Annotated in this window: 21 protein-coding genes, 1 tRNA gene and 2 pseudogenes; 10 read left to right on the top strand and 14 right to left on the bottom strand. The window is 63.4% G+C overall.

The features are described from left to right. A pseudogene (locus tag ACFO3A_RS15150) lies at positions 1-117 on the top strand (IS5/IS1182 family transposase); the annotation flags it as partial. Here the strand turns inward: ACFO3A_RS15150 and ACFO3A_RS15155 are convergent. Next, positions 68-514, bottom strand: coding sequence for a hypothetical protein (locus ACFO3A_RS15155; RefSeq protein ID WP_377728153.1), 447 nt, complete (start codon positions 512-514; stop codon positions 68-70). The pseudogene ACFO3A_RS15150 and the gene ACFO3A_RS15155 sit on opposite strands and share 50 nt — an antisense overlap. Here ACFO3A_RS15155 and ACFO3A_RS15160 point away from each other — a divergent pair. Continuing rightward, complete coding sequence (locus tag ACFO3A_RS15160) at positions 435-1,985, top strand: methyl-accepting chemotaxis protein (RefSeq protein WP_377728108.1); 1,551 nt, start codon at positions 435-437, stop codon at positions 1,983-1,985. The genes ACFO3A_RS15155 and ACFO3A_RS15160 overlap by 80 nt on opposite strands. Positions 1,986-2,031: 46 nt before the next feature. On the opposite strand, the gene upp is transcribed toward ACFO3A_RS15160, so the two are convergent. The 6 genes from upp to acnD form a co-directional block, all read right to left on the bottom strand. Continuing rightward, positions 2,032-2,664 carry a uracil phosphoribosyltransferase gene (upp, locus tag ACFO3A_RS15165; protein ID WP_377728110.1) on the bottom strand — a complete coding sequence of 211 codons (633 nt, stop codon included), beginning with the start codon at positions 2,662-2,664 and terminating at the stop codon, positions 2,032-2,034. A 15-nt stretch (positions 2,665-2,679) separates the two neighbouring features. Beyond that, positions 2,680-4,134 (bottom strand): methyl-accepting chemotaxis protein, encoded by a 1,455-nt coding sequence (locus ACFO3A_RS15170; protein WP_377728112.1) that lies wholly within the window; start codon positions 4,132-4,134, stop codon positions 2,680-2,682. Positions 4,135-4,278: 144 nt separating this feature from the next. Beyond that, positions 4,279-5,142 (bottom strand): isocitrate lyase/PEP mutase family protein, encoded by an 864-nt coding sequence (locus tag ACFO3A_RS15175; RefSeq protein WP_377728114.1) that lies wholly within the window; start codon positions 5,140-5,142, stop codon positions 4,279-4,281. A gap of 152 nt (positions 5,143-5,294) precedes the next feature. Next, a complete protein-coding gene (gene prpC / locus ACFO3A_RS15180) occupies positions 5,295-6,452 on the bottom strand; it encodes a bifunctional 2-methylcitrate synthase/citrate synthase (protein ID WP_377728116.1) in 1,158 nt (385 codons plus the stop codon). A 46-nt stretch (positions 6,453-6,498) separates the two neighbouring features. Then, positions 6,499-7,689 (bottom strand): 2-methylaconitate cis-trans isomerase PrpF, encoded by a 1,191-nt coding sequence (gene prpF, locus ACFO3A_RS15185; protein ID WP_377728118.1) that lies wholly within the window; start codon positions 7,687-7,689, stop codon positions 6,499-6,501. Positions 7,690-7,768: 79 nt separating this feature from the next. Further along, entirely contained in the window at positions 7,769-10,399 is a 2,631-nt protein-coding gene (acnD, locus tag ACFO3A_RS15190) for a Fe/S-dependent 2-methylisocitrate dehydratase AcnD (protein WP_377728120.1), read from the bottom strand. A gap of 187 nt (positions 10,400-10,586) precedes the next feature. On the opposite strand from acnD, the gene ACFO3A_RS15195 reads away from it, so the two are divergent. The 6 genes from ACFO3A_RS15195 to ACFO3A_RS15220 all read left to right on the top strand — a co-directional run bounded on the left by ACFO3A_RS15195 (position 10,587) and on the right by ACFO3A_RS15220 (position 16,714). Then, the gene (locus ACFO3A_RS15195) at positions 10,587-10,979 is read left to right on the top strand and encodes a GntR family transcriptional regulator (RefSeq protein ID WP_377728122.1); all 393 of its coding nucleotides are present in this window, start codon (positions 10,587-10,589) and stop codon (positions 10,977-10,979) included. Positions 10,980-11,020: 41 nt separating this feature from the next. Next, the gene (locus tag ACFO3A_RS15200; protein ID WP_377728124.1) at positions 11,021-11,962 is read left to right on the top strand and encodes an ABC transporter ATP-binding protein; all 942 of its coding nucleotides are present in this window, start codon (positions 11,021-11,023) and stop codon (positions 11,960-11,962) included. Then, the gene (locus ACFO3A_RS15205; RefSeq protein WP_377728126.1) at positions 11,959-13,353 is read left to right on the top strand and encodes a hypothetical protein; all 1,395 of its coding nucleotides are present in this window, start codon (positions 11,959-11,961) and stop codon (positions 13,351-13,353) included. Before ACFO3A_RS15200 ends, ACFO3A_RS15205 begins: the two co-directional genes overlap by 4 nt. A 56-nt stretch (positions 13,354-13,409) precedes the next feature. Beyond that, positions 13,410-14,843 (top strand): short-chain fatty acyl-CoA regulator family protein, encoded by a 1,434-nt coding sequence (locus ACFO3A_RS15210; RefSeq protein WP_377728129.1) that lies wholly within the window; start codon positions 13,410-13,412, stop codon positions 14,841-14,843. Between the two features lie 164 nt (positions 14,844-15,007). Then, positions 15,008-16,324: an NAD(P)/FAD-dependent oxidoreductase gene (locus ACFO3A_RS15215; RefSeq protein WP_377728132.1), complete on the top strand. Its 1,317-nt coding sequence runs from the start codon at positions 15,008-15,010 to the stop codon at positions 16,322-16,324. 24 nt (positions 16,325-16,348) lie between these two features. Continuing rightward, the gene (locus ACFO3A_RS15220; protein ID WP_377728135.1) at positions 16,349-16,714 is read left to right on the top strand and encodes a DUF5368 domain-containing protein; all 366 of its coding nucleotides are present in this window, start codon (positions 16,349-16,351) and stop codon (positions 16,712-16,714) included. 19 nt (positions 16,715-16,733) lie between these two features. Here the strand turns inward: ACFO3A_RS15220 and ACFO3A_RS15225 are convergent, their stop codons facing one another. The 6 genes from ACFO3A_RS15225 to ACFO3A_RS15250 all read right to left on the bottom strand — a co-directional run bounded on the left by ACFO3A_RS15225 (position 16,734) and on the right by ACFO3A_RS15250 (position 22,425). Beyond that, complete coding sequence (locus ACFO3A_RS15225; protein WP_377728137.1) at positions 16,734-17,993, bottom strand: aromatic amino acid transporter; 1,260 nt, start codon at positions 17,991-17,993, stop codon at positions 16,734-16,736. 86 nt (positions 17,994-18,079) lie between these two features. After that, positions 18,080-19,456: a tyrosine phenol-lyase gene (locus tag ACFO3A_RS15230; RefSeq protein WP_377728139.1), complete on the bottom strand. Its 1,377-nt coding sequence runs from the start codon at positions 19,454-19,456 to the stop codon at positions 18,080-18,082. Positions 19,457-19,493: 37 nt separating this feature from the next. Continuing rightward, the gene (locus ACFO3A_RS15235) at positions 19,494-20,186 is read right to left on the bottom strand and encodes a Crp/Fnr family transcriptional regulator (protein WP_377728141.1); all 693 of its coding nucleotides are present in this window, start codon (positions 20,184-20,186) and stop codon (positions 19,494-19,496) included. A 237-nt stretch (positions 20,187-20,423) separates the two neighbouring features. After that, positions 20,424-21,332, bottom strand: a complete 909-nt coding sequence (locus ACFO3A_RS15240) for a DMT family transporter (protein WP_377728143.1) — start codon at positions 21,330-21,332, stop codon at positions 20,424-20,426. A gap of 153 nt (positions 21,333-21,485) precedes the next feature. Further along, positions 21,486-22,043: a peptide-methionine (S)-S-oxide reductase MsrA gene (gene msrA, locus ACFO3A_RS15245; protein ID WP_377728145.1), complete on the bottom strand. Its 558-nt coding sequence runs from the start codon at positions 22,041-22,043 to the stop codon at positions 21,486-21,488. Between the two features lie 16 nt (positions 22,044-22,059). After that, positions 22,060-22,425, bottom strand: a complete 366-nt coding sequence (locus ACFO3A_RS15250) for a hypothetical protein (protein ID WP_377728147.1) — start codon at positions 22,423-22,425, stop codon at positions 22,060-22,062. Positions 22,426-22,583: 158 nt separating this feature from the next. On the opposite strand from ACFO3A_RS15250, the gene ACFO3A_RS15255 reads away from it, so the two are divergent. Next, positions 22,584-22,660: transfer RNA gene (locus tag ACFO3A_RS15255), tRNA-Gln, on the top strand. A gap of 113 nt (positions 22,661-22,773) precedes the next feature. Next, the gene (ispD, locus tag ACFO3A_RS15260; RefSeq protein ID WP_377728150.1) at positions 22,774-23,607 is read left to right on the top strand and encodes a 2-C-methyl-D-erythritol 4-phosphate cytidylyltransferase; all 834 of its coding nucleotides are present in this window, start codon (positions 22,774-22,776) and stop codon (positions 23,605-23,607) included. A 7-nt stretch (positions 23,608-23,614) separates the two neighbouring features. Here ispD and ACFO3A_RS15265 read toward each other — a convergent pair. Further along, positions 23,615-23,730: pseudogene (locus tag ACFO3A_RS15265) on the bottom strand (IS5/IS1182 family transposase); the annotation flags it as partial.

The raw sequence follows: 23,730 nt of genomic DNA on the forward strand, positions 1-23,730 counted from the left end.
CTCTCGCGGGACTATGAGCGACTGCCCGAAGTGCTCGGCGGGCTGCATTTCCTAGTCTTTGCGGTACTCATGTTGCCTGCCGCCGTACGGGTACTGGCTGGTGCGGGAAGTTCATAACACGCTCTAGGGGTTTGCCGCATACGTGATTGCACGTAATTCGCCCGGAAAAATGACGCCCGGCGAAAAATCCAAGGGTTACCCCTGGACTATGCCGATGCGCAACTATCACCGACTTGACAAATCCGGAAGAAAAAGTCGCCAGTCGGACAAAGATTGCAGAAAATCCTTCCTGAATACTCGGATTTGTCGCGGTGCCCCAAGTCAGTTTCCAGTAATGTAACGTTTTGCAATGCATTCCGTTGTTGCTGGAGAGCGTGACGATGAATATCAATAATCTGAAAATCGGTACCAAACTTTCAATTGGTTTTGGTTTGATGGCCGTTCTTTTGTTTCTCATCAGTGCAACTTCGTTGTGGAAGGCGAAAAACCTGCACGATGATTTTGAATCGGTCATGCAAAAGCAATATCCCAAGGTCGTCAAGATCGAGGAAATCAAGGATTTGCTCAACACGAACGAAGTCTCCATCAGCCACATGCTGCACTACAAGGAGAGTGCCAGCCACGAGGATTTGATCGAGAAAGTATTGGCAACCCGCAAGAAAATAGCCGACGCATTGCATTTTCTTGAAACCCAGGACATGAACGAGGAAGAGGCGCAGATTCTGGAAGCCTTCAAAGGGCCACGGCTTCGCTATATCGAGGCCCAGGATCATTACATAGCGCTGGTGCGGGAAAATCGCCTGGACGATGCCTTGTTTCTGCTGATTCTGGAAATGCCGACCAAGCGCGACGAATACCACGCTTCTTTGAAAGACCTGGTGGATGTGCAGAACCGGCTGATGAACCGGTCGGTGGAAGTGGCCAAAACCTCGGTCAACGACATGTACTGGATGATTGGCGGCGTGACGGTGGCCGTCCTGATTGGCGCGACGCTGCTGTCGATGTGGATCATCCGTAGCATTACCCAGCCGATTGCCACCGCCATGCGCGTGGCCGATGCGGTGGCCGACGGCAAGCTCACGCAGAACATTACTGCCGCTGGCCGCAGCGAGACGGCCCGCCTGCTGCTGTCGCTCAAGCAGATGCAGGCCGGGCTGGTGCAGGTGGTGGGGCGGGTGCGCCAGGGTTCGGAGGGCATTGCCACGGCCAGTGCGCAGATTTCGCAAAGCAACCAGGACTTGTCGGCCCGCACCGAGCACCAGGCCAGCGCCCTGCAGCAGACCACGGCGACGATGGAGCAGCTCAACGCCACCGTGCGCCAGAACGCCGCCAGCGCCCAGCAGGCGAACCAGCTGTCGCAAAAAGCCCGTCAGGTAGCGACCCAGGGCGGCGAGGCGATGGAATCGGTGGTGCGCACCATGCAGCAGATCCAGACCAGCGCCGGCCGCATCGGCGACATCATCGGGGTGATCGACGCGATTGCCTTCCAGACGAACATCCTGGCGCTGAACGCCGCCGTCGAAGCCGCGCGGGCCGGCGAGCAGGGCCGGGGCTTTGCCGTGGTGGCCAGCGAGGTGCGGGCCCTGGCCGGGCGCAGCGCCGATGCGGCCCGGGAGATCAAGCAGCTCATCCACTCCAGCATGGACAGCGTGCAGGCCGGAACGCAGGAGGTCGATCAGACCGGCCAGATCATGGCCGAAGTGGTGCAGTCCATCGCCCAGGTGGCGCAGATCATGGAAGAAATCACCGCCGCCAGCAGCGAACAGAGCCAGGGCGTGGCGCAGGTCAACCAGTCCGTCGTGCAGATGGACCAGGCCACCCAGCAGAACGCTGCTTTGGTGGAAGAAATGGCCGCTGCCGCCCTGAGCCTGAGCCAGCAGGCCCAGGAACTGGTGCACACCGTGGCGGTGTTCGATCTGGGCAATGCCGCCGTGCCGGCCCAGGCGGCCAACGAGGGCGAGGGGGTTCTGGCGCTATCGGCCTGAGAACCTGTTCACGATCTTTCACCCGCCTGCGCGGGTGTGACGGAACCTACTTGGTGCCGAAAATCCGGTCGCCCGCATCGCCCAGGCCGGGCAGGATGTAGCCGTGGTCGTTGAGCTGGCGGTCGATGGCAGCGGTGTAGATGTCCACGTCCGGGTGGGCGGCCTGCAGGGTGGCGATGCCCTCGGGCGCGGCCAGCAGGCACATGAACTTGATGCTCTTGGGCTGGCTGCGGTTTTTCAGGTGGGTGACGGCGGCGGCGGCCGAGTTGCCCGTGGCCAGCATGGGGTCGACGACGATGGCGTCGCGCTCGCACATCTTCTCGGGCATCTTGTAGTAGTACTCCACCGGCTGCAGCGTTTGCGGGTCGCGGAACAGCCCGATGTGGCCGATGCGCGAACCCGGCACGACGTTGAGCATCCCGTCCAGAAAGCCGTTGCCGGCCCGCAGGATGGACACCAGCACCAGCTTTTTGCCGTCGATGACCTTGCCGGTGGTGGTCTCCAGCGGGGTTTCGATCTCGATCTCCTGCAGCGGCATGTCGCGCGTCAACTCGTAGGCCATCAGGGTGGACAGTTCGCCCAGCATCCGCCGGAAGCTGTTGGTGCTGGCCTCCTTGCGGCGCATCAGGGTCAGTTTGTGCTGGACGAGGGGGTGGTCGATCAGGTGAACAGTGCTCATGGGAAGTGGATTTTCTTAATCGTCAAAGGCCTGCACGCTGGCGGCCAGGCGTTCGGTCTGCTCGCGCAGACTGGTGGCCGCAGCGTTGGATTGTTCGGCCAGGGCGGCATTTTGCGCCATGCTGGTTTCCAGATTTTCGATGGCGCCGGAAATCTGCGCCATGCTGGTGCTTTGTTCGCGCGTGGCGGTGACGATTTCGTGCATGTGCCGGGCGGCAGCCTTGCTGTCTCTCAGCAGCTCCTGCATCACTTGCAGCGCCCGGCTGCTGAACGCCACGCCCTGGGCCACGTTGTCTGCGGAGGTCTGCGTGAGTGCCCGGATTTCCTTGGCCGCATCGGCGCTGCGCAGCGCCAGGCGGCGCACCTCCTCGGCCACCACGGCAAAGCCGCGGCCCTGCTCGCCGGCGCGGGCCGCTTCCACGGCGGCGTTCAGCGCCAGCAGATTGGTCTGGAAGGCCAGGCTATCGACGACGGCGACAATTTCGGCAATTTGTTTGGCCTGAACGTCGATGCTGCCCATGCTGTCGACCACCTGCTGCACCATGGTCGTGCCGGACTGCGCGATTTGCGCTGCCGATGAGGTCAGCGCATCGGCCTGTCCGGCCAGGTCACGGGTCTGCTCCACGGCCTGGAGCACCTGGCTGGCTGTGCCCATGGTGGCGGCCAGGGCACTGCTGGCCGCTTCGGTGCGGGCGGACAAATCCAGGCTGCCGTCGGCAATTTCCGTGCCTGCCGTCTGCACCTGGCCGACGGTATTGCGCACGGTTTGCACCGTGTCGTGCAGGTGCAGGAACAGCGTCTGCAGTTGTCGGCCCAGGGCGGTGTGCAGGGGCAGGTGGCCGACGTTGAGGCTGAAGCGCCCGTTGTGCTGCACCGCTTCGACCAGAGCCTGCAGCTCCGCCCCCTGGCGGAAGGCCAGTGACATGCGCATCAGGATGAAGATTTCCGTGCCCGTCTGCACGATGACGTAGACCGCGTGCAGCCAGATACGTACAAAGCTGGGCTGCGGCATGCAGTACAGGCCAAAGCCCCAGGCCTGCAGACGGTCGAACAGCAGGTGGTGCACGGCAAACAGCACGGCGTTGGCCAGCACCACGCGCCAGTCGCGGTACACCATGACCAGGGCCAGCACCACGAAAACGCCAAAGTGAAATTCCAGCATCCCCAGGGATACCTGGATATGCAGCACCACCGTCAGGGCGAGCAGCATCGTCAGGCCATAGCGCGTGAGGGCGCTGCCGCGTGCCACGGCAAACAGCACCACCCCGGTCAGCGCCAGGGGGCTGCCCCACAGCAGGGCGATGGCGATGTCCGAATACAGCCAGCCGACGGGCAGCGCCAGCAGGCAGGAGATGAGCAGCAGGCACAGCATCAGCGCATCGGCCTGGTAGCCGACGGCTTGGTGCGTCTCGGGGATGGTTTTATGCGCACGGCTTGGGCGTGGCGAACCGGAAAGGGCAGGCAAGGGCATGAAAGCTGAAGTCAAAAAAATAGCCCAGCCGGGTGGCGGGGCAAAACGAACGGGTGTGCCGGGATTTTAGTAACAAAAAGAAAAAACGCTTGCAAAGTTTTGAAACTCTACAAGCGTTGTTGGCCTTGGGGGCTGCTGCGTGCGTTACTGGTATTTTTTCTCTAGGGCGTCCCAGATCGGCTTGTTCACCAGGCGCTGGCGCTCGGCAAACGGGGCGACCAGGTTCGGGTCTTCCTGGATGTGGCCTTCGGCTTTCAGCACGCCCAATGCGCGTTGCATCCCGGCGACGGCGCCTTGCAGGGCGGCGTTGGCGTACAGGACGATGCCGTAGCCCATCCGCGCCAGTTCTGCCGTGTTGGTGATGGGCGTTTTGCCGCCGATCACCATGTTCATCAGCTGGGGCGTTTTCAGGCGCTGGGGCAGGGCGGCGATGTGCTCGGCGCTGGTGACGGCCTCGACGAACAGCAGGTCGGCACCGGCATCGGCGTACTGCTGGGCACGTTCGACGGCGGCATCGAAGCCGTGGATGGCGGCGGCATCGGTGCGGGCCATGATGATGGTGTCGCTGTTACGGCGGGCATCGCACGCGGCCTTGATTTTGCCGATCATCTCGCTGGCTTCGATCACTTCCTTGCCGTTGAAGTGGCCGCAGCGCTTGGGGCTGACCTGGTCTTCGAGCTGGATGCAGTCGGCCCCGGCACGCTCCAGGGTGCGCACGGCGTGGTAGGTGTTCAGGGCGTTGCCGAAGCCGGTGTCGGCATCGACGATCAGGGGCACGTCCACCGCTTCGCGGATGCGGGCGGTGTGGTCGGCGATGTCGGTCAGGCCCATGAAGCCCTGGTCAGGCAGGCCGAACCACATGTTGGTCACGCCGGCGCCGGTGACGTAGATGGCTTCAAAGCCCATGTCGGCCACCAGGCGGGCGGACATGGCGTTGAACGCGCCGGGCACGATCACGCCCCGGCGCTGGGCGATCAGGGCACGCAGTTGTTGTTGGGTGGTGGTCATGGCAGTCCTTTGCAAAAGAAAAAAGCTGGCGCGAAGCATCGAGGGCCAGCTTTCATGGTTTGGATAGCTGCTTGCGCTGTCTGAATAAGGATTCCAGCATGTTTTGATACTGAAATCGTTTATTCATATGCGTTAGCAGCTATGGTGGATGATTACTTGCGCTCGTCGATGGGCACGAACTTCAGGTCGTCCGGGCCGGTGTAGTTGGCGCTGGGGCGGATGATCTTGTTGTCCACGCGCTGCTCGATGATGTGCGCGGCCCAGCCGCTGGTGCGGGCGATGACGAACAGGGGGGTGAACATGGCGGTGGGCACCTGCATCATGTGGTAGCTGACGGCGCTGAACCAGTCCAGGTTGGGGAACATTTTTTTCACTTCCCACATGACCGATTCCAGGCGCTCGGCGATGTCGTACATCTTGGTGGAACCGGCTTCGTCCGACAGCTTTTTCGCCACGCCCTTGATGACCACGTTGCGCGGGTCGCTGATGGTGTAGACGGGGTGGCCGAAGCCGATGACCACTTCCTTGCGTTCCACGCGGGCGCGGATGTCGGCCTCGGCCTCGTCCGGGTTGTCGTAGCGCTTCTGGATTTCAAAGGCCACCTCGTTGGCGCCGCCGTGTTTGGGGCCGCGCAGGGCGCCGATGGCGCCGGTGATAGCCGAATACATGTCGCTGCCCGTCCCAGCAATCACGCGCGAGGTGAAGGTGGAGGCGTTGAACTCATGCTCGGCGTACAGGTTCAGCGAGATGTTCATCGCATCCACCCAGCTTTGCGCGGGCTTCTGGCCGTGCAGCAGGTGCAGGAAGTGGCCGCCGATGGTGTCGTCGTCGGTTTCCACCTCGATGCGCTTGCCGTTGTGGCTGAAGTGGTACCAGTACAGCAGCATGGAACCCAGCGAGGCCATCAGGCGGTCGGCAATGTCGCGGGCACCGGCCAGGTTGTGGTCGTCTTTTTCAGGCAGGGCGCAGCCCAGCACCGATACGCCGGTGCGCATCACGTCCATCGGGTGGCTGGCGGCGGGCAGCTGCTCCAGCGCGGCTTTGACGTTGGCGGGCAGGCCGCGCAGGGCCTTGAGCTTGTCCTTGTAGCCTTTCAGCTCGGCGCGGGTGGGCAGCTTGCCATGCACCAGCAGGTGGGCCACTTCTTCAAACTCGCACTGGTCGGCCAGCTCCAGAATGTCGTAGCCACGGTAGTGCAGGTCGTTGCCGGTCTTGCCGACGGTGCACAGCGCGGTGTTGCCGGCGGTCACGCCGGACAGGGCCACGGACTTTTTGGGCTTGAAGGTGGGGGCTGCTTGTTCAGTCGTCATCGTGTCGCTCCTTGGAATGAAAAAGGGAAAGGGAAAAAAGAAGGGGTTATTCGAGGGTTTCGGCGGGCACGCGCACCCAGCCTTCCATCAGGATGCGGGCGCTGCGGCTCATCACCGCCTTGGTCACCTGCCATTGGCCATCGACCTGTTGGGCTTGTGCGCCCACGCGCAGCGTGCCCGAGGGGTGGCCAAAGCGCACCGCCTCCCGCTCGCCGCCGCCGGCGGCCAGATTGACCAGCGTGCCGGGGATGGCCGCTGCCGTGCCGATGGCCACGGCGCAGGTGCCCATCATGGCGTGGTGCAGCTTGCCCATCGACAGGGCGCGAACCAGCAAATCGACATCTGCCGCGTCAATCGCCTTGCCGCTGGAGGCGGTGTAGCTTTTGGGCGGGCTGACAAAGGCGATCTTGGGCGTGTGCTGGCGCTTCAGGGCTTCTTCCGGCGTCTGGATCAGGCCCATGCGCAGGGCACCGGCGACGCGGATTTTTTCAAAGCGTTCCAGTTGTGCGGGGTCGTTGTTGATGTCCTCGCGCAGCTCGGTGCCCTGGTAGCCGATGTCGGCCGCGTTCACGAACACGGTGGGAATACCGGCGCTGATCATGGTGGCGGGGAAGCTGCCGACGCCCGGCACCTCCAGCGTATCGACGAGGTTGCCGGTGGGGAACATCGCGCCGCCATCGTCGCCGTCGTCGGACGGGTCCATGAACTCCAGCACGATCTCGGCAGCGGGGAAGGTCACGCCGTCCAGCTCGAAGTCGCCGGTTTCCTGCACCTGCCCGTTGGTGATCGGCACGTGGGCAATGATGGTCTTGCCGATGTTGGCCTGCCAGATACGCACCACGCAGGTGCCGTTGTCTGGAATGCGGCTGGCATCGACCAGCCCGGCATGGATGGCAAACGCCCCGGCGGCGGTGGACAGGTTGCCGCAGTTGCCGCTCCAGTCCACGAAGTCGGTGTTGATCGACACCTGGCCGTAGAGGTAGTCCACGTCGTGTTCCGGGCGCTCGCTTTTGGACAGGATCACACACTTGCTGGTGCTGGACGTGGCCCCGCCCATGCCGTCGATGTGGGCGCTGTAGGGGTCGGGGCTGCCGATGACGCGCTGGAACAGCTTGTCCCGGGCGGGGCCCGGCACCTGGCAGCTGGCCGGTAAATCGCTCAGGCGGAAGAACACGCCCTTGCTGGTGCCGCCACGGATGTAGGTGGCGGGGATGCGGATTTGCGCAGTGTTGCTCATGCTTTGCTCAATCTTTGGTAGCTTGTACCGCTGGTGAATAAAGGTTTTCAGATGGATTCATTCCTGAATATGGCTTTAATCAAGCGGCACCAGCTAGGAAATCCTGCGCAAAGCGTTGCAGCACGCCGCCCGCTTCGTAGATGGACACTTCTTCGGCGGTGTCCAGACGGCAGGTCATGGGCACGCGCACCACTTCGCCGTTTTTGCGCTGGATGACCAGGGTCATGTCTGCACGCGGGGCCAGGTCGCCTTCCACGTCATAGGTTTCGGTGCCGTCCAGTTGCAGGGTGTTGCGGTTGGTGCCGGGCTTGAACTCCAGCGGCAGCACGCCCATGCCGATCAGGTTGGTGCGGTGGATGCGCTCGAAGCCTTCGGCGGCAATCGCCTCCACCCCGGCCAGACGCACGCCCTTGGCGGCCCAGTCGCGGCTGGAACCCTGGCCGTAGTCGGCACCGGCGACGATGATGAGGGGCTGCTTGCGGTTCATGTAGACCTCGATGGCTTCCCACATGCGCATCACCTGGCCTTCGGGTTCCACGCGGGCCAGCGACCCTTGTTTGACCGTGCCGTCCGGGTTCTTCACCATTTCGTTGAACAGCTTGGGGTTGGCAAAGGTGGCACGCATGGCGGTCAGGTGATCGCCCCGGTGGGTGGCGTAGGAGTTGAAGTCCTCCTCGGGCAGGCCCATTTTGTGCAGGTATTCACCGGCAGCGCTGTCCAGCAGGATGGCGTTGGACGGCGACAGGTGGTCGGTGGTGATGTTGTCCGGCAGCACGGCCAGCGGGCGCATCCCTTTCAGGGTGCGGGGGAAGGCGGCCAGGGCGCCCACGCCTTCCGTATCCCAGTAGGGCGGGCGGCGGATGTAGGTGGAGGTGGGCCGCCAGGCGTACAGGGGCGAGGTTTTTTCCTCCTTGCTGCGGCGGATGCTGAACATCGGCTCGTACACCGCGTGGAACTGCTCGGGCTTGACGCTGGCGGCGACGATGGCGTCGATTTCCTCGTCGCTGGGCCACAGGTCTTTCAGCGTGACGGGCTTGCCCTGGGCATCGCAGCCCAGCGCGTCCTGTTCGATGTCCAGGCGCATCGTACCGGCCAGCGCGTAGGCCACCACCAGCGGGGGCGAGGCCAGGAAAGCCTGCTTGGCGTAGGGGTGGATGCGACCGTCGAAGTTGCGGTTGCCCGACAGCACGGCGGTGGCGTACAGGTCGCGGTCGATGATTTCCTGCTGGATTTTCGGGTCGAGCGCACCGCTCATGCCGTTGCAGGTGGTACAGGCGTAGGCAACGATGCCGAAGCCCAGCTTTTCCAGCTCGGGCAGCAGGCCGCTGGCTTCCAGGTACAGCTTGGCGACCTTGGAGCCGGGGGCGAACGAGGTTTTCACCCAGGGCTTGCGCACCAGTCCCAGGGCGTTGGCCTTTTTCGCCACCAGACCGGCCGCCACCACGTTGCGCGGGTTGCTGGTGTTGGTGCAACTGGTAATGGCGGCAATGATGACCGCGCCATCGGGCATCAGGCCCTGGGCTTCTTCGCCCTTGCCGGCTTGCAGCTTGGCTTCGTCGGCAATGCCGCGTTCGGCCAGATCGGACGTGGGCAGGCGGCGGTGCGGGTTGCTGGGGCCGGCCATGTTGCGCACCACGGTGGACAGGTCGAACGTCAGCACGCGCTCGTATTCGGCGGTTTTCAGCGCATCGGCCCACAGGCCGGTTTCCTTGGCGTATTGCTCCACCAGGGCCACCTGGGCAGGCTCGCGGCCCGTCAACTTCAGGTAGTCGATGGTCTGCTGGTCGATGTAGAACATCGCCGCCGTGGCGCCGTATTCCGGGCACATGTTGGAGATGGTGGCGCGGTCGCCAATGGTCAGGCTGTCGGCGCCTGCGCCGAAGAACTCGACGTAAGCGCCCACGACGCGTTCCTTGCGCAAGAACTCGGTCAGCGCCAGCACGATGTCGGTGGCGGTAATGCCGGGCTGGCGCTTGCCTTTCAGCTCCACGCCGACGATGTCCGGCAGGCGCATCATGCTGGCGCGGCCCAGCATCACGGTTTCGGCTTCCAGCCCGCCCACGCCCACGGCGATCACGCCCAGGGCATCGACGTGGGGGGTGTGGCTGTCGGTGCCGACGCAGGTGTCGGGGAAGGCGATGCCGTCACGCAACTGGATGACGGGGCTCATTTTTTCCAGATTGATCTGGTGCATGATGCCGTTGCCGGCGGGGATCACGTCCACGTTCTCGAACGCGGTCTTGCACCAGTCGATGAAGTGGAAGCGGTCGGCGTTGCGGCGCTCTTCCACCTCGCGGTTTTTCTCGAACGCGTCGGGGTCGAAACCGGCGTATTCCACGGCCAGCGAGTGATCGACGATGAGCTGCGTGGGCACCACCGGGTTCACCTGGGCCGGGTCGCCGCCCTGATCGGCAATCGCATCGCGCAGACCGGCCAGATCGACCAGCGCCGTCTGGCCCAGGATGTCGTGGCACACCACGCGGGCCGGGTACCAGGGAAAGTCCAGATCGCGCTTGCGGTAGATGAGCTGCTTGAGCGCATCGGTCAGCAGCGCCGGGTCGCAGCGGCGCACCAGCTGTTCGGCCAGGATGCGGCTGGTGTAGGGCAGGCCCGCGTAGGCGCCGGGTTCGATGGCATCGATGGCGGCGCGGGTGTCGTAGTACTGCACCTCGGTGCCGGGCAGGGTTTTGCGGTGGGCTTGGTTGTTCATGGTGGGCTGGCTTCTTTCACAAGGTCAAAAGACGGATTCAAGGCTGGTTCGCAATTTACGCAAACTTCCGTTTGTGAAAAAGCCCTGAATTTGCAAAACATGGCAAACCACAAGTGCCTATTTTGCAAATTTTGCAAATTTTCATCGGATGGATTTGTTTCTATGGTGTATTGATATACTGATACACATGGAAGCCATGAACCTGCATATCGAACCTGCCGCGCCCGAGCCGATTTACCGGCAGATCGTCGGGCAGGTCACGCGGCTGGTGGCCGCCGGGCAATGCCCGCCGGGCACGCGGCTGCCTTCGGTGCGCGACGTGGCGGCGGCCCATGCCATCAATCCGATGACCGTCTCCAAAGCCTATACCCAGCTGGAAGCCCAGGGCGTGCTGGAGCGCCAGCGCGGCAAGGGCATGGTGGTGGCCGCCCAGCCCCAGGAGCAGCGCCCCCAGGCCGAGCGCCTGGGCGCCCTGGCGCCTGCGCTGCACGCCCTGGCCTTGCAGGCGCGGCAATTGGGCCTGCCGCCCGCCGCCGTGCTGGAGGCGCTGCACGCCTGCCTGCACGAGGGCGCCGAATGAATACCGAATACCCCAGAAAGCCAGGAAAGGAACCGACGGCAATGAATGTCTTGACCAGGGAAGAACAGGCGCCAGCGCCTGCATTGGCCGCGTGGCCGCTGCAAGCGCAGGCCTTGCACAAGCGCTACGGCCCGCAGTGCGTGCTGGACGGGGTGACGCTGGCCGTGGCGCCGGGCAGCATCCTGGGCCTGGTGGGGCGCAACGGCGCGGGCAAAAGCACGCTGCTGGAATGTCTGTTGGGCCTGCGTGCCCCGGATGCCGGGCAGGCGTGGCTGTGGGGCGTGCCCGCCCGCAGCCTGGGCGAAGCGGAAAAAAACCGGCTGGGCTATGTGCCCCAGCGGCCCGAAGGCTTCGACTGGCTGCGCATCGAGCAGATGCTGGGCTTGGTGGCGGGCCTGTATCCCCGGTGGGACAAGGCCCTGGTGCAGCGGATGCTGGATGCCGCAGGCATGGACACGCGGCGGCGCATGTTGACCCTGTCGCCGGGCGAGCGCCAGCAGGTGGCCATCATCCGCGCCCTGGCCCCGCGCCCGCAATTGCTGGTGCTGGACGAGCCGGCCTCGGCCCTCGACCCCCTGGCCCGCCGCGCCCTGCTGCGCGAAATCGTCGATCTGGCCGCGCAGGAGGGGACGACGGTGGTGTTCTCCACCCACATCATTTCCGACCTGGAGCGCGTGGCCTCGCACATCGCGCTGCTGCACCAGGGGCAGATGCGCCTGCACGCCGGCCTGGACGACATCAAGGACGGCTGGCGGCGCTTGTGGTGGCCGCCTGCCGCGCCCCTGCCGGAGATGGCCTTGCCCGCAGAAGTCAGCCGCCGTCCCCTGCCCGAAGGCGGGTGGAGCCTGCTGCTGCGCCTGGAGCCGGGGCCGGATGCGCTGCCAGGGCTGCCGGAAGGGCTGCCTGCGGGGGCGCGGCTGCACCCTCTGCCGCTGGAGGATTTGTTTGTGGAAATGGCGGGCGCTGCCCAGGGGGCCGCATGACGGCGGCATCGACCTTGACCGGGCGCGGCTGGCTCCACGCCGTGCTGGGGCGCTGGGGCTGGATGCTGTTGGGGGTGCTGCTGCTGGTGGCATTTTTGGGCCTGACCGCGCTGCCCATGCACCAGAGCGCGGCCCCCAAGTGGCGCATGTTCCAGCTCCAGACCTGGGCCTTGTCCGGCCTGCTGTGGTGGCTGCTGCTGGGCTTGCCGCTGGTGCAGTCGCTGCATGGCATGGCCGCATTGCGGCTGCCGGGCGCCTGGGGCGTGCTGCTGCGCGGGCTGGCCCTGCATGGCGTGCTGGCGGTGGCGCTGCCCACCCTGGTCGCCGGGCTGTGGCCCACGCCCGCCTTTGCCCGGGTGGACATCGCCGCCGTGGCCGCCGCGCTGTGGCTGGGCTGGGCCTGCGGCGTACTGCTCATCAGCCTGCCGGTGCTGCTGCTGCCGCTGGCCGTGGGGCCGCTGGCGCTGTGCTGGAGCTATCTGCACCTGCCCTGGGCATCGGCGGCGGGCGGCGGGCTGGCCCTGCTGCTGCTCTGGGGCCTGTGGCGCTGGCGCTTGCAGGGTTTGCATAGCCCCTTGCTGGTACCGTTCGGCGCCTGGGTGGCCGGCTCGCCCATGCAGCTGCTGGAGCGTTTGCAGGATGCAGCGGCCTGGCCCCGGTGTGACCGGCATGGCCAACGCGGGGCCGGGCAGGCGCTGCCAGCACAGCCTGTGCAGGGGCGTGACCTGCTGGCGGCCATGCTGGGGCCAGGCAGCCAGACCTTCCGCCAGATGTGGGGCCGCCGGGGTCGCGTGCTGGTGTGGCTGGGCGCGGCGGCCATCGTGGCCGTGTTGCTGGTCATGCTGCACCGGTGGCCGGGAATGTCCAACAGCTTTGTCCTGTATTTCATGGTCGCGATGGTGGTATCGACCAGCAGTGGCGCAGAGGGGTTGCGAACCATGCTGGATGCCAAGGCGGCGCAGCGGGCCGGCCTGTTCCTGCTGCCCGGTATGCCGCCGCGCAGCCAGTTGGAGCGGGCGGTGCTGCGCCAGGTATTCCTGGCACTGGGCGAGCGCCTGCTGCTGATGTGCTGCATGGGGCTGGCGCTGCTGCACTTCTCTGCAGCCACCGCCAGCGGCTGGTGGCTGCTGGGCGTGGCGGCTTTCTGGCTGGCCGAGGGGATGCAATCGGCCTGGCTGGCCTGGCATGGGCGGCGGCTGCACTGGGGGTGGTCAGCGCTGCTGGTGGGCATGGTGATGGGCACGGCCAACTGGGGCATGGTGCAACAGGGTGACCTGCACGGGAGGCTGCTGGCCGTCTGGGCGGTGTACCTGCTGATTCGGCTGGCGCATTGTGCGTGGCAGTGGCGCAGCATCCGGGCACAGCCGCTGCCGGACGGCGTGGTGGGTTAGGGCCGCTATGCTTGCGCCTACATTGAGGGCAACAGCCCCTTTACGGAGATATTCCATTGGCCAAGATTTTCATGGGCGTGCGCCTGCGCTCGCTGCGCCAGGAGCGCGGGCTGACCCAGGTGGCGCTGGCCCAGGCGCTGGGCATTTCGCCCAGTTATTTGAACCAGCTGGAGCAGGACCAGCGCCCGTTTACCGTGCCGGTGCTGCTCAAGGTGCACCGTGTGCTGGGGGTGGACATCCAGCAGTTTTCCGAGGATGCGCAGGCCCGCCTGGTGGCGCAGCTCTCGGATGCCGTTGCCGCCGTGCCCGATCTGCCTGCCGTGCCCCAGGCCGAGCTGCGCGAGTTGGCCGCCAAGCTGCCCCAGCTTTCGCAAACCCTGCTGGCCATGCACCGCCGCCACCAGCAGGACACGCAGCGCCTGCACACCCTGGCCGACCGCCTGAGCCGCGTGGGCATGGACGAAGACCAGTCCCTGGTCGACGAGGCGCTGCCCCAGGGCCAGATGCCGTTCGAGGCGGTGCGCGACTTCTTTTTTGCCCATCGCAACTATTTCGACGTACTCGACCGTGCGGGCGAAGCCCTGGCCCAGCAGGCCCAGACCCAGGGCGGGGCGCTGCACGAATGGCTGGCCCAGCACCTGCGCAGCCAGCACGGCGTTTTCGTGCTGAAGGCGGAATCCGGCGATGCGCCCCTGCGCCGCTTTGACGCGGCCAGTCGCACCCTGCACCTGTCGGCGGACTTGCAGCCGAGCCAGCAAGCCTTCCAACTGGCCACGCAACTGGCCCTGCTGGAGCTGCAACCGCAGATGCAGCAGCTTCTGGGCACCCACCACTGGCACGACGAGGCCACCTGCCGCCTGGCCGGAATCGGGCTGGCGAACTACGTGGCCGGGGCGCTCATCCTGCCCTATGGGCGTTTTTTACAGGCGGCGGAAAGCCTGGGCTATGACATTGAGCTGTTGGGCCAGCGCTTCGGCGTGGGCTACGAGATGGTGGCCCACCGGCTATCGACGCTGCAACGGGCCGATGCGCCGGGCGTGCCCTTTTTCTTCATCCGCGTGGACCGGGCAGGCAACATCAGCAAGCGCCAGTCGGCCACGCACTTTCACTTTTCCAAGACCGGCGGCACCTGCCCGCTGTGGAATGTGTACGAAGCCTTTGCCCAGCCGGGGCGCATCCTGCCGCAACTGGCCAGCATGCCCGATGGTCGCGTCTATCTGTGGATTGCCCGCAGCATCACCCACGAAGGGCGCGGCTGGGGGGCGCCGGGGAAGAACTTTGCCATCGGCCTGGGTTGTGACGTGCAGCACGCGCACCGGCTGGTGTATTCCAAGGGGCTGGACTTGCGCAACCTGGAGGCGGCCACCCCCATCGGCATGGGCTGCAAGGTGTGCGAGCGCAGCGCTTGCCCGCAGCGGGCCTTTCCGTTTACCGGCAAGCCGTTACGGGTGAACGCCGATGAAAGCAATTTTGTACCGTATGGACAGTAATCCCCCGCCGAGCATCGACAATGGGGAAAGTGCCTGCGACAGGCCGCAGACGTGGGCAAACCCTGGGATGACGGGCCTTGGCAGTGAGAGTTTGTATCTATATACTTTAGAAAATAATAAATTGTATTCTTGTTAATCAAAGATCATCACTTCAGGAGGAGCGCATGCGCCACATCGACTTCAATCGCCGCGACTGGCTCAAACTGCTGACGGCAGGGGCCGCCGCTGCCGCCACGGCTACGCAAAGCGCCCAGGCTGCGCCCCAGGTCAAAACGGAAGCCCGCATCGTGATTGCCGGGGCCGGGGCGGCGGGGTTGACCGCCGCTTCGCGCCTGGCGCAGCAGTTGTCGGGCGCACGGATCATCCTGGTGGACGCTCGCAAGCAGCACTATTACCAGCCGGGCTTCACCCTGGTAGGGGCGGGCATCAAACCGGCGGACTACGTGGTTTCGCAAACCAGCAGCTACGTGCCCCAGGGCGTGGAGCTGGTCGAGGAGCGCGTCGCCGAGATCGATCCCGAGGGCAAGAAGGTCGTCACCGAATCCGGCATGGTGCTGCCGTATGACTTCCTGATCGTCGCCACCGGCTTGCAACTGGAATACGGCCTGATCGAGGGCATGGAGCCGGGGCTGATCGGCCAGCATGGCATCGGCAGCATCTACAACGGCCCGGAGGCGGCCAGCGCCACCTGGGGCCTGATGCAGCAGTTCGCCAGCCAGGGCGGGCGCGGCGTGTTCACCCGTCCCAATACCGAGATGAAGTGCGCAGGCGCCCCGCTCAAATACACCTTTCTGAGCGAAGACCGCGCCACGCGCCAGGGCGGGCGCAGCAAGGCGGAGTTCGTTTATTTCTCGAACAACGCGGCCCTGTTCAGCGTGCCCATCGTCTCGGAGAAGGTGCGCATGCTGTTCCAGGAGCGCGGCATCCAGACCCAGTACAACCGGGTGCTGACGGCCATCGACCCCGGCAAGCGCATCGCCACCTTCAAAACGCCGGAAGGCACGGAGGAGCAGAACTGGGACTTCATCCACGTCATCCCGCCCATGCGGGCCGCCGAAGCCGTGCGCAACAGCCCCCTGCCCTGGCAGACAGGCAACTGGGCTGCCGAGGGCTGGATGGAGGTGGACAAGGGCACGCTGCGCCACGTGCGCTACCCCAACGTGTTCGGCGTGGGCGACATCGCCGGGGTGCCCAAGGGCAAGACGGCAGCCAGCGTGAAGTGGCAGGTGCCGGTGGCCGTCGATCACCTGGTGGCGGATATCCAGGGCAAGCAATCCGATGCGCTCTACACCGGCTACACCTCGTGCCCGCTGATTACCCGGCTGGGGCAGGCGATGCTGGTGGAGTTCGATTACCAGAACAACCTGACCCCGTCCTTCCCCGGCGTCATCGCGCCGCTGGAGGAGCTGTGGATCAGCTGGGTCATGAAGACCATGGCCCTCAAACCCACCTACATCAGCATGTTGCGCGGCCGCGCCTAACCCCCTTACCGGAAGGAATAAGCCATGAAAGAACTCGATCCCCTGATCTTTTGGTACGTCTTTCAGGAAATGCTGGGCACGCCGCTGCTGTGGCTGCTCATCATTCTGATAGCTGGTGGCACGCTTGCCTTCTTGTTTTTGCTATTGAAGGAACGCAAAATCGTTGCCCGGCGCGTGGTAATAGCTCAAGCAATAGGAGCGATTGGCGGCGTGCTGGCCCTGGTGCTGATGGCCAAGGTGTCGTCCTCGGGCTTCACCGATGCGGGCGGCCCGGCCGACTGGTTTCTGATCGCCCTGGTCTTTGGCCTGGGGGCTGTGGGCACTACGGTGCTGGCGTACACCGTGGCGGGGTATGCCCGCTGCAAGTGCCCACGGGCTGGAAAAGCCTAGGGATGCTTTGTACCGCTGCCTAGCGGTACACCGGCAACACGTCCAGAACGTCGGGCGAGAGCAGGTGGAAAATGGAGGTAATGACCCCGTAGAAAAGCACCACTTTGACAAAATGGGTCGTGCTGAAAATACGGGCGCCATATCCGCCGCTTGTCCCCGTCTGGCGATGGTGTTTCCATTCGATGGCCGCAGGAATGATGACCGACCAGATGGCCGCTGCAAAACCGGCAAAACCAATGGCAATGATAAAACCGTCGGGAAACATGGTGCTGCCCAGGATGGGCGGCACAAAGGTAATGGCGGCGGTCTTCAGACGATCGCCAAGAGAGTTATCGAACCCCAGCAAATCTGCAATATAGTCGAACAGTCCCAGCCCTGCGCCCAGGAACGAGGTGACGACGGCCAGAAAAGCAAAAATGGAAATGCAGTAAGAAATCCAGGGGGTGGAGACAATACTTTCTACGGCAGCAAGAAAATGGTTGATGTTGCCGCCTTGCGCATACACATCACGCAGGGATTCCCGCCCCAGCACGCCAAAGCCTGCAAATATCCAGATGGTGTAGCAGACGCCTGCAATGAGCAGACCATAGAAAATACATTTTCTGATCTTGGCCTCATCCTTGCCATAGTATTTGACCAGGCTGGGAACGCTGGCATGAAAGCAGAAGGACGTCAGAAAATACGGCAGGGCGGCCAGAACAAACCAGGCGGTGGGCTGGGCATCCGGTACTGTGCTCAAGGTGAGGATTTTTTCCACTTCCAAGGCAGGCAGCAGGCCTGTAATGGCGGCAAAGAAGGTAATGATCATGCCGATGACGAAAATCGTCGAGAGGCGATCGACGACCTGGGTACTCCAGAAAATACAGACCGCCAAAGTGCCGCCAAACAGCAGGCTGACCATGCTTTGCGGAATATCCAGACCCAGGCTATGCCACACGGTCGCCCCGCCGCCGCTGGTGTAGGCGTACAGCAGCATATACAGCACAAAACCGACCGACAGGCCATTGACGATATTCCATACCGGCCCCAAAGTATTCTTCACCAGGGTATGAAAGCTTGCACCGGGGTCAAAGCGCAGATTGGCGCGTAATATCATGTTGGCACTGGCCAGCATGATGAAAAAGGTCGTTGCCAGAACCAGCACTGTCCATAATGACCACATGCCTGCCGAAATAATCGGCAATGCCAGCATTCCAGCACCAATGACGGTGCCGGCAACGATCATGATGCCCCCTACAATGGAGGGCTGCTTTTGTTCTGGGGTGGATGAGGGATTCATAATGTCTCCGGATTATAATTTGTTTTAATATTGATATTCATACGGCCCCGCCTGCATTCGGCGGGGCCGTGCTTTTGTTTCTGAAATCAATCCAATGATTCAAAACGGGAAGTGAAGAAGCGCAGGAGCTTGGGCTCGTACACCATCTTCATCCCTTTGATTTCGTGGCGGCGCTGGTACAGGTCGATGCACGCCTGCGCCACCACGTCCAGGTGGGCGTAGGTATACACACGGCGCGGAATCGTCAGGCGCACCAGTTCCAGTTTGGGGCGGTGGTGGTCGCCGGTTCTGGCATCGCGCCCTGCCGATACGATGCCGCGTTCCATGCTGCGCACGCCGCTTTCCAGATACAGCTGCGCAGCCAGGGTTTGCGCCGGAAATTCGTCCTGCGGCAGGTGGTCGAGAAACGCCCTGGCATCCAGAAAAACGGCGTGCCCGCCGACGGGGCGGACGATGGGAATGCCGGCAGCAGCCAGCGCATCGGCCAGATAGCGGCATTGGCTGATGCGGTGGTGGATGTAGTGGTAATCGACGGATTCCTCGATACCCCGGGCCATCGCCTCCATATCCCGGCCCGCCAGCCCGCCGTAACTGGGCATGCCTTCAAACAGCACCACCAGTTCCGCTGCACGCTGGTAAAGATCGTCGTCGTTCATGCAGAGGAAACCGCCGATATTGACCAGGCAGTCTTTTTTGCCGCTCATGGTGCAGCCGTCGGCATAGCCCATCATTTCCAGCAGAATATCGGCAATGCTGCGGTCATGGTAGGCGGCTTCGCGCTCTTTGATGAAATAGGTATTTTCCACGCAGCGGGTGGCATCGAACATCACTTTGATGCCGTGGGCGCTGCACAGCTTTTTCACTTCGCGCAGATTTTCCATGCTGACGGGCTGGCCCCCGGCCAGATTCACGGTGACGGCCACGCAAACGTAGGGGATGCGCTCGGCCCCCACTTCGTCAATCAGGCGTTGCAGTTTTTGAATATCGACATTGCCTTTGAAGGGTAGGTCGATTTGCGAGTCGTGGGCTTCGTCGATGATGATGTCCACAAAGGTGGCGCCATTGAGTTCTTGGTGGGCGCGGGTGGTGGTGAAATACATGTTCCCCGGCACATAATCGCCGGGTTTGATGCAGATTCTGGACAGCAGGTTTTCCGCGCCACGGCCCTGGTGGGTGGGGATGATGTGGCGAAACCCGTAGTATTTGCGCACCGTTTCCTGCAAGTGGATAAAGTTGCGGCTACCGGCATAGGCTTCGTCGCCCATCATCATGCCGGCCCACTGGTAATCACTCATCGCGGTCGTGCCGCTATCGGTCAATAAATCGATATAGCACTGGTCGGAGCGCAGCAGAAAAGTATTGTTGCCCGCTTCTGCCAGATACTGAACCCGCTGTTCCCGGGTGGTGACCGCAATCGGTTCCACGACTTTGATTTTGTAGGGTTCGGCAGGATAGTGGTGCATGGTAGTCTCCTTGGTAAATAAAAAGCTAGTGAATGCACTAGCGGGCACTGGAAGGACTTTCAACAAAGTTGGTCAGCCCAAACGAATCGATCACGCGAATGCCTTGCGGGGTTTCATCCAGAAACCCTACTTTCTTGAATAGGCGAATGGCGTTGCTTACCGTGACCCGGTGCATGCCGAGTATTTCCGCCATCAGGGCATGGGATATTTTTATTTCTGTATTTTTATGCAGCACATCCAGGCCATTCAACAGTTTGGCAACGCGCTGCGAGCCTGTTAAAAACGTGCTGCTTTCCACCCCGGAGGAGCTGATATAAGATTTTGTCGCCAGATTGAGCAGCAACTGGTGGCTTAAATCAGGATGGTGGGTGAGTATCTCCTGGGTAAATTCCGGGCCTGAAAACTCATAGGCACGGCTTTCCTGCAAGGCCAGGATTTCATGCTGATAGGGTTTATGGCCAAACAGGGCCGCTTCGCCCAGCAAGCTGCCGGGGCCCATCAGCCACAGGGTGCGTTGCAAGCCACAGCGGCTGATGGCGCAGACCTTGATCAGCCCCGTGCAAATCAAGAACATCTGCCGGGCCGGGTCGCCCGGGCGGCGAATCACCGTGCCGCGCGACCACTGAATGGGGCGGCCAAGATGCAAAACCTTGTCCCAAATCGCCAGATTGTCGAACGTCAGCCAGGGGATGTCGGCTGTGGCGCTGCTGTCGTCTCCAAAGTAATTCATGGCCTATTTCTTGATAGGGAGTGCGTATGGCGGCTACGTTAGCAGCCACGTTTGCACGAATCGGTAGCACAGGCTACAGATCGATCAAAAAAATTGCTTTGAATTACTTTGGTGCGCAGAAAGTAATTGTTATAAGTTCTTTCAAGGCACTTTTATTGCATCAAGAGTTGGGCTTGTTTGAATATGTCCAGGGGGATTACCCTGGGTGCGGCTTTCGCGATGGCGTTTCTGGCGGTTCTAACGCCGTCCGCGCTGCATGATGACCGTGCCCAGGACGGCCAGGGTGCCGCCGATGAGCAGGCTGGCATCCAGTGCCTCGTGCAGCAGCAGCGCCGAAATGGCCACCCCCACCACCGGCACCAGGGTGATGTAGCCCGCCGCTGCGCCCGCGCCCAGGCGTTTCACCCCTTCAAAAAACCAGGCGTAGGCCAGGGCCGTGGCACCGAAGGCCAGGAACAGCAAGGCCCCCCAGGCCGTCCAGCCGCTGTGCAGGGTGGCCTGCATCCCGGCCGGGCCTTCCACGACCAGACTGGTGACGAGCAGCAGCACCGCGCCGATGGCCGCCGTGACGGTGGTGGCCGAGAGGGCATCTACTCCGGTCATCACCCAGCGGCCCAGCAGCGTGTAGGCCACCCAGCAGGCCACGCAGCCCAGGATCAGCACCTCGCCCAGCCCCAGATGTCCTTGCAGGATGTGCCGGGGGTCGCCCTGGGCAATCACGATGATGGCACCGACAAAGGCCATTGCCATGCCCAGGCTGATGATGGTGTTGATGCGCTCCTTGAACAGCCACACGGCCAGCAGCAGGGTGACGACCGGGTTCAGGGTGATCAGCAGGGCCGCCTTGCCTGCCGGCACGTATTGCAGGCCCGACAGAAACAGGCTGGCGTAGGCGTAGACGCCGAAAAATCCGGCCAGCCCCATGCCCAGCCAGCGCTGGAGGCTCCAGTCTTTCAACTGGGCAAAGCCGCCGCTGCGGTACATCCAGGGCAGCAGCACCAGCAGGGCAAGCAGAAACCGCAGGCTGGCGGCGGCCAGCGGCGGCATGGCCTGGGCCACGATGCGCCCGGCGGGCCAGGAGGCCCCCCACAGAATGATCATGCCCAGCAGGCGGGCGTGGGGGCCAAAGTTGGAAAGACGCAGCATAGGGGGCGCACTATAGGCCCGCCGCCTTCCGTGGTGCGGGACGATGCCAAGAGGTTTAGTAAAGAAAAGGCCTTTAGCGCCGAACAGCAGAACGCGGGCAGCTATAAAAACAAAAGCCGATCGCACCTTGTCGCAACCCGGCGGCGGCAAGGTTCAACGGGTGTGCTGTGCGAACCGGGCGGTGAATTTGGCCACCTTGGGCGCAATCACCCAGGCGCAATAGCCGGCCTCGGGATGGCGGGCGAAGTAGTCCTGGTGCCCATCCTCGGCGGGATAGAACGCGGTCAGCGGGGCGACCTCGGTCACCACCGGGGCAGGAAAGGCGCGGTGCTGATTCAGTTGCGCCACATAGTCCTGGGCCACGGCCAGCTGCTCGGCCGTCGTGGTGTAGATGCCGCTGCGGTACTGCGGGCCGACGTCGTTGCCCTGGCGGTCGGGCGTGGTGGGGTCGTGGGTGGCAAAGAAAATCTCCAGCAGCTCGGCCAGGGGCAGCACCTGCGGGTCGTAGACCACTTGCAGCACCTCGGCGTGGCCGGTGGTGCCGCTGCACACCTGTTCGTAGCTGGGGTGGGGCAGGTGGCCGTTGGCATAGCCGCTGCACACCCCCAGCACCCCGCGCACCCGGGAGAAAATCGCATCCACACACCAAAAACAACCGCCAGCCAGATAAATGCTGGCCTGGAGGGACGTGGGGGCGCAAGTGGAGGTCATGGTCGATGCTGCCGGGTTACTGTCCCTGGGCACGGTCGATGGCTTCGACGATGGCCAGGCCGGTGGTCTGTACGCCAGGGGCGTTGAAGCCCGGGCCGGGAGTGACGTTGGGATGCTGCAGCAAGGTCTGGCGTACCTGGCGGGCTTCCTCGTGGCGGCGCAGGCGTTCCTGCTGGGCGGCGTTTTGGGCCGCTGAGGGAATCTCTGCGCGGGTGCTGCGTTCGTAGACGGCGTAGGCCGCTTGCTGGGCCCGCAGGGCACGCTCTTGCTGCAACTGTTCGCGTTGTGCGATGTATCCCCAGCCGGCGATCAGGGCCAGCCCCATGGCGGCAATGCTCAGACCCCAGAGGGTGGAGGGGGACAGGGAATCGCGTTGTGGCATGGCAGGGTGAAGACAGGAAGGAGGGGTGGGAAAACCAGGCATTTTCGGGTTTTCGGGTTTCCTTGTCCGGGGGCGCAGATTTTTTCGCGTGCCGAACTGCAAAAACGCCGATTTTTTTGAGGTCAAGACAAAAAATCGTGCATAATCCTCGTTTCCGTAGGGGAGTCGCCAAGTTGGTTAAGGCACCGGATTTTGATTCCGGCATGCGAGGGTTCGAGTCCTTCCTCCCCTGCCAGAGATAAAAGAGAAAGCCTTGTCTGCCGATGCAGGCAGGGCTTTTTTCTTGCCTGCTTCCCGAGCGCGGTATCCGGTGCAAGGCCTGGCAGCAGGGCCGCTATCATCGCGGCCATGTCCAGCGCCAGCCTTGCTCCTTCTCCTTTCTCCTCTTCTGTTCCTGACCGGAATGCGTCGCGCTTCTGGGGGGTGATTCCCTGTGCCGGTAATGGCACGCGGGCCGTCGCACCGGGGATGGGCGATCCGGCGCTGCCCAAGCAGTACCAGCGCTTGCTGGGCCAGCCGCTGGTGCTGCACACCCTGGCGGCTTTTGCAGCAGTGCCGCAACTGGTGAGTACCTTGGTAGCGGTGGCGCCGGGAGACGATTTTCTGAATGCCTACCCTGGCGGCAGTTACTTCACTGTGCCGTGCGGCGGTGCGACACGGGCGCAGACCGTGCTGGGGGCGCTGCGGGCCTTGCAGCAGCGCGGCGCCCAGGCGCACGACTGGGTGCTGGTGCACGATGCGGCACGCTGCCTGGTGACGCCGCTGCAAATCGAAACCCTGATTGCCGAATGCCAGCACGACAGCGTGGGGGGCCTGCTGGCGCACAAGATTCCCGATACGCTGAAAACCGCCGTCACCGGGCCGGGCGGGGTGCGCGTGGTGGCAACGCTGGAGCGCAGCGACAAATGGCTGGCGCAAACGCCGCAGATGTTCCGTCTGGAGCCTTTGCTGCACGCGCTGGAAAAACTGGGCGATGCCGCCACCGACGAGGCCAGCGCGATGGAGGCCGCAGGCCACCGCCCCAAGCTGGTGGCGGGCGGGGCGCAGAATTTCAAGGTCACCTACCCCGAGGACTTCGCCCTGGCCAGCGCCGTGCTGGCCTACCGCGAGGGCAGCAGCACCACGGCGCGGTTCGGCGAGTCGCCCCCCACCCGGCCGGAGCGGGGGAATCGGTTTTTTTAGAACGTGTTTACGATCTCCTGAGTAGCAGTGCCAGAAATGCCAAGTGGACGAACTGCAAGCTGGTATTGAGCCAGCGCTCGCAGTTCTTCCATAACCTGCGGTTCTTCTCCAGCCACGCAAAGC

It is taken from the genome of Comamonas nitrativorans (genome assembly GCF_042654765.1).
GTDB lineage: Bacteria > Pseudomonadota > Gammaproteobacteria > Burkholderiales > Burkholderiaceae_C > Comamonas > Comamonas nitrativorans.

What these genes read in the sequence shown, in the direction of transcription:
- ACFO3A_RS15160 (WP_377728108.1), top strand. Translation starts at nt 435, where the DNA reads ATGGCCGTTCTTTTGTTTCTCATCAGTGCAACTTCGTTGTGGAAGGCG.
- ACFO3A_RS15155 (WP_377728153.1), bottom strand. Translation starts at nt 514, where the DNA reads ATGACCGATTCAAAATCATCGTGCAGGTTTTTCGCCTTCCACAACGAA.
- upp (WP_377728110.1), bottom strand. Translation starts at nt 2,664, where the DNA reads ATGAGCACTGTTCACCTGATCGACCACCCCCTCGTCCAGCACAAACTG.
- ACFO3A_RS15170 (WP_377728112.1), bottom strand. Translation starts at nt 4,134, where the DNA reads ATGCCCTTGCCTGCCCTTTCCGGTTCGCCACGCCCAAGCCGTGCGCAT.
- ACFO3A_RS15175 (WP_377728114.1), bottom strand. Translation starts at nt 5,142, where the DNA reads ATGACCACCACCCAACAACAACTGCGTGCCCTGATCGCCCAGCGCCGG.
- prpC (WP_377728116.1), bottom strand. Translation starts at nt 6,452, where the DNA reads ATGACGACTGAACAAGCAGCCCCCACCTTCAAGCCCAAAAAGTCCGTG.
- prpF (WP_377728118.1), bottom strand. Translation starts at nt 7,689, where the DNA reads ATGAGCAACACTGCGCAAATCCGCATCCCCGCCACCTACATCCGTGGC.
- acnD (WP_377728120.1), bottom strand. Translation starts at nt 10,399, where the DNA reads ATGAACAACCAAGCCCACCGCAAAACCCTGCCCGGCACCGAGGTGCAG.
- ACFO3A_RS15195 (WP_377728122.1), top strand. Translation starts at nt 10,587, where the DNA reads ATGGAAGCCATGAACCTGCATATCGAACCTGCCGCGCCCGAGCCGATT.
- ACFO3A_RS15200 (WP_377728124.1), top strand. Translation starts at nt 11,021, where the DNA reads ATGAATGTCTTGACCAGGGAAGAACAGGCGCCAGCGCCTGCATTGGCC.
- ACFO3A_RS15205 (WP_377728126.1), top strand. Translation starts at nt 11,959, where the DNA reads ATGACGGCGGCATCGACCTTGACCGGGCGCGGCTGGCTCCACGCCGTG.
- ACFO3A_RS15215 (WP_377728132.1), top strand. Translation starts at nt 15,008, where the DNA reads ATGCGCCACATCGACTTCAATCGCCGCGACTGGCTCAAACTGCTGACG.
- ACFO3A_RS15220 (WP_377728135.1), top strand. Translation starts at nt 16,349, where the DNA reads ATGAAAGAACTCGATCCCCTGATCTTTTGGTACGTCTTTCAGGAAATG.
- ACFO3A_RS15225 (WP_377728137.1), bottom strand. Translation starts at nt 17,993, where the DNA reads ATGAATCCCTCATCCACCCCAGAACAAAAGCAGCCCTCCATTGTAGGG.
- ACFO3A_RS15230 (WP_377728139.1), bottom strand. Translation starts at nt 19,456, where the DNA reads ATGCACCACTATCCTGCCGAACCCTACAAAATCAAAGTCGTGGAACCG.
- ACFO3A_RS15235 (WP_377728141.1), bottom strand. Translation starts at nt 20,186, where the DNA reads ATGAATTACTTTGGAGACGACAGCAGCGCCACAGCCGACATCCCCTGG.
- ACFO3A_RS15240 (WP_377728143.1), bottom strand. Translation starts at nt 21,332, where the DNA reads ATGCTGCGTCTTTCCAACTTTGGCCCCCACGCCCGCCTGCTGGGCATG.
- msrA (WP_377728145.1), bottom strand. Translation starts at nt 22,043, where the DNA reads ATGACCTCCACTTGCGCCCCCACGTCCCTCCAGGCCAGCATTTATCTG.
- ACFO3A_RS15250 (WP_377728147.1), bottom strand. Translation starts at nt 22,425, where the DNA reads ATGCCACAACGCGATTCCCTGTCCCCCTCCACCCTCTGGGGTCTGAGC.
- ispD (WP_377728150.1), top strand. Translation starts at nt 22,774, where the DNA reads ATGTCCAGCGCCAGCCTTGCTCCTTCTCCTTTCTCCTCTTCTGTTCCT.